This is a genomic window from Ruegeria sp. AB10 (genome assembly GCF_056542745.1).
The window spans coordinates 1-4,435 of record NZ_JBQGAI010000024.1 but is presented as its reverse complement, the minus strand read 5'-3'; the positions used below and the strand labels follow the sequence as shown (position 1 = coordinate 4,435).

Below are 4,435 nucleotides of genomic sequence, written 5' to 3'. Positions count from 1 at the left end.
CGCACGCCATTGTACGACTTGCATGTTGAGTTGGGTGGCAAGATGGTTGATTTTGCGGGTTGGGAGATGCCTGTTCAGTACCCGATGGGGATCATGGGGGAGCATAAGCAGTGCCGAGAGAAGGCGGCGGTGTTTGATGTGTCTCATATGGGTCAGGTGATCCTGCGGGGCGAGAATGTGGGTGAGAAGCTGGAAGCGCTTTGCCCGCAGGCCTATGCGACGCTGAAGGAAGGCAAGGCGCGGTACGGGTTTTTCACCAATGCCGACGGCGGGATCATGGATGACCTGATCGTGTCGAACGCGGGGGATCACTACTTCGTCGTCGTGAACGCAGCGCTGCGGCATCAGGACATTCCGCATATGCAGGCCAATCTGGACGGCGTCGAAGTGACCGAGATCTTCGACCGCGCGCTGGTTGCGGTGCAAGGCCCCAAGGCCGAGGATGTGGTGGGCGAGTTGTGCCCCGCCGCCCGCGATCTGACCTTCATGGAAACCACCGTGGCCGATATCCTGGGCACCGAGTGCCGCATCTCGCGGCTGGGCTATACCGGTGAGGACGGCTACGAGATCTCGATCCCCGAGGACAAGGCCATCGAGATCACCCGCGCCTTCCTGGCGCATGAGGATTGCGAGCCGGCGGGTCTGGGCGCGCGCGACAGCCTGCGGCTGGAGGCCGGCCTGTGCCTTTATGGCAATGACATCGACCAGAGCACCTCGCCGATCGAGGCCTCTCTGGGTTGGGCGATCCAGAAGCGCCGCAAGGAAGAAGGCGGCTTTCCGGGCGCTGAGCGTGTCCAGAAAGAACTGGCCGAAGGCCCCGCGCGCAAGCTGGTGGGCATCAAGCCCGAAGGCCGTGCGCCCGCCCGTCAGGGTGTCGAGGTGCAATGCCTCGAGGGCAATACGATTGGTCAGATCACCTCGGGCAGCTTTGGTCCCACGGTCGGCGGTCCCGTTGCGATGGGCTATGTGAGCAAAGGCCATGGCGAGCCGGGCGAGAAGGTGAACCTGATCATCCGGGGCAAGGCGCAACCGGCCGAGATCGTGGCGCTGCCCTTCGTCACACAGAATTACAAGCGTTGAAGTCAGGAGAGAGACACAATGGCAACCTATTATTCCGAAGAGCATGAATGGCTGACCGTCGAAGGCGACACCGCCACGCTGGGCATCACCGCCCATGCGGCCGAGCAGCTGGGCGAGGTGGTCTTTGTCGAACAGCAGGACGCGGGCGAGGAATTTGCCAAGGACGGTGAGATCGGCGTGATCGAATCCGTCAAGGCCGCATCCGAGCTCTATGCCCCGGTCGATGGCGAGATTACCGAGGTCAACGAGACGCTGGCCGACAACCCCGGCGCGCTGAACGAAGACCCCGAGGGCGAGGCCTGGATCTACAAGATCAAGATCGCAGACGCGTCGCAGCTGGAAGATCTGATGGACGAGGCCGGCTACAAGGCCTTCATCGGCTGAGCCAGAACCGGAGCCCCGGCATTGGGGCTCCACCCGCTTCATCTTTTCCCAAATACTCCCGCCGGAGGCATCCGCCAGACCGGCTGGCCGAGACATTCCTTGAGGAGCGCAACACATGGCCTTCAAACTGACCGACTACGAAGCCTATGACTTCGCCAATCGCCGCCACATTGGCCCGTCGCCGACCGAGATGCGCGACATGCTCAAGGTGATCGGCTTCAAGACGCTGGACGAACTGATCGACGCCACCGTTCCGCCTGCGATCCGCCAGAAGGACCCGCTGGACTGGGGTCCGGCGATGACCGAACGCGACGCGCTGTTTCACATGCGGCAGGTGGCGGGCAAGAACAAGGTTCTGACCTCGCTGATCGGTCAGGGCTATTACGGCACCACCACCCCGGCGCCGATCCTGCGCAACATCCTGGAAAACCCGGCCTGGTACACCGCCTATACGCCCTATCAGCCCGAGATCAGCCAGGGCCGGCTTGAGGCGCTGCTGAACTTCCAGACTATGGTCAGCGACCTGACCGGGCTGGACGTGGCCAACGCATCCCTGCTGGACGAAGCCACCGCCGCGGCTGAGGCGATGGCGATGGCCAAGCGCGGCGGCCGGTCCAAGGCCAATAACGCGGCCTTCTTTGTCGACCGCAACTGCCACCCGCAAACCATCGCGGTGATCAAAACCCGCGCCGAGCCGTTGGGCATCGACGTGCAGGTGGGCGATCCCGACAGCCTGGACGCGGGCGCGGTGTTTGGCGCGATCTTCCAGTATCCCGGCACCCACGGCCATGTACGCGACTACACCGCCGAGATCGCGGCGCTGCACGAACACAAGGCAATTGCCATCGTGGCCGCCGACATCCTGTCGCTGGCGCTGCTGAAGTCACCGGGTGAGATGGGCGCGGATATCGCCATCGGTTCGACCCAGCGTTTTGGCGTTCCGATGGGCTTTGGTGGCCCGCACGCCGCCTATATGGCGACCACCGACAAGCTGAAGCGGTCGATGCCGGGCCGGATCATCGGTGTCAGCATCGACAGCCGCGGCAACAAGGCGTACCGCCTGTCACTGCAGACCCGCGAGCAACACATTCGCCGCGAGAAAGCCAACTCGAACGTCTGCACCGCGCAGGCGCTGCTGGCGGTGATTGCCTCGATGTATGCGGTCTATCACGGCCCCGACGGCATCAAGGCCATCGCGCAATCGGTGCACCGCAAGACCTCGCGCCTGGCCGCCGGTCTGGAAGAGGCGGGCTTCTCGGTCGAACCCGAAGTGTTCTTCGACACCATCACCGTCGAGGTCGGCCACCTGCAGACCGTGGTGATGGAGGCCGCCGTGGCCCGTGGCGTCAACCTGCGCAAGGTGGGCGACAGCAAAGTGGGCATCAGCCTCGACGAACAGACCCGCCCCGAGACCATCGAGGCCGTCTGGGGCGCCTTCGGCATCGACCGCAAGGATGACAGCTCGAACAAGCAATACCGCCTGCCGGACTATGCGCTGCGCGAAAGCGCCTATCTGACCCACCCGATCTTCCACCAGAACCGGGCCGAGGCCGAGATCACCCGCTATATGCGCCGTCTGGCCGACCGTGACCTGGCGCTGGATCGGGCGATGATCCCGCTGGGGTCGTGCACCATGAAGCTGAACGCCACGATCGAGATGATCCCGGTCACCTGGCCCGAATTCGGCAACCTGCATCCCTTCGTTCCCGAAGATCAGGCGCAGGGCTATCACGAGATGATCGCCGATCTGAACGACAAGCTGTGCCAGATCACCGGCTATGACGCGATCAGCCAGCAGCCCAACTCGGGCGCGCAGGGCGAATACGCAGGCCTGCTGACCATCCGCAACTATCACTTCGCCCGCGGCGAAGGGCACCGCAATGTCTGTCTGATCCCGACCTCGGCGCACGGGACCAACCCGGCCTCGGCGCAGATGGTGGGCTGGCAGGTTGTGCCGGTGCAGTCGGATGAGAACGGCAATATCGACCTGAATGACTTCCGCGCCAAGGCCGAAAAGCATTCCGATCATCTGGCCGGCTGCATGATCACCTACCCCTCGACCCATGGCGTGTTCGAGACCACCGTGCAGGAGGTCTGCCAGATCACCCATGATCACGGCGGTCAGGTCTATATCGACGGCGCCAACATGAACGCCATGGTCGGCCTGTCGCGTCCGGGAGATATCGGCGGCGATGTCAGCCACCTGAACCTGCACAAGACCTTCTGCATCCCGCATGGCGGCGGCGGCCCCGGCATGGGTCCGATCGGCGTCAAGGCGCATCTGGAAGAACACCTGCCCGGCCACCCGGAATACGGCACCGCCGTGGGCCCGGTCTCGGCGGCGCCCTTCGGCTCGCCCTCGATCCTGCCGGTCAGCTGGGCCTATGTGCTGCTGATGGGTGGTGCGGGCCTGACCCAGGCGACCAAGGTGGCAATCCTGAACGCCAACTACATCGCCGCACGTCTGGCCGAGGCCTATCCTATCCTCTACACCTCCGAGTCGGGCCGGGTGGCGCATGAATGCATCCTCGACACCCGCCCGCTGGACGCCGAGGCGCATGTTACCGTCGACGACATCGCCAAGCGCCTGGTCGATTCAGGCTTTCACGCGCCCACCATGTCCTGGCCGGTGGCAGGCACGCTGATGGTGGAGCCGACCGAGTCCGAGCCGCAGGCCGAGCTGGACCGCTTCTGCGACGCCATGCTGTCGATCCGGGCCGAGGCGCAGGACATCATCGACGGCAAGATCGACGCGGAAAACAACCCGCTGAAAAACGCCCCCCACACGGTGCGCGATCTGGTCGGCGACTGGGACCGCCCCTACACCCGCGAGCAAGCCTGCTTCCCGCCGGGCTCGATGGGCGTCGACAAATACTGGTCCCCCGTCAACCGCGTCGACAACGCATACGGAGACCGAAACCTCGTCTGCACATGCCCTCCAATGGACGCATACAAAGACGCAGCAGAGTAA

General features: G+C 64.0%; 3 protein-coding genes. All 3 read left to right on the top strand.

Annotated features, from left to right (window positions below; translation table 11 throughout):
• Positions 1-1,080 (top strand): glycine cleavage system aminomethyltransferase GcvT (gene gcvT, locus ACR0NT_RS19440; RefSeq protein WP_480443530.1); only part of this gene is annotated, 1,080 nt, incomplete at its 5' end.
• Between the two features lie 18 nt (positions 1,081-1,098).
• Positions 1,099-1,464 carry a glycine cleavage system protein GcvH gene (gcvH, locus tag ACR0NT_RS19435; protein WP_170672996.1) on the top strand — a complete coding sequence of 122 codons (366 nt, stop codon included), beginning with the start codon at positions 1,099-1,101 and terminating at the stop codon, positions 1,462-1,464.
• 115 nt (positions 1,465-1,579) lie between these two features.
• Complete coding sequence (gene gcvP, locus ACR0NT_RS19430; RefSeq protein WP_170672998.1) at positions 1,580-4,435, top strand: aminomethyl-transferring glycine dehydrogenase; 2,856 nt, start codon at positions 1,580-1,582, stop codon at positions 4,433-4,435.

Bases quoted from the DNA above. Each gene is read 5' to 3' on its own strand.
- gcvP (WP_170672998.1), top strand. From the start codon at position 1,580: ATGGCCTTCAAACTGACCGACTACGAAGCCTATGACTTCGCCAATCGC.
- gcvH (WP_170672996.1), top strand. From the start codon at position 1,099: ATGGCAACCTATTATTCCGAAGAGCATGAATGGCTGACCGTCGAAGGC.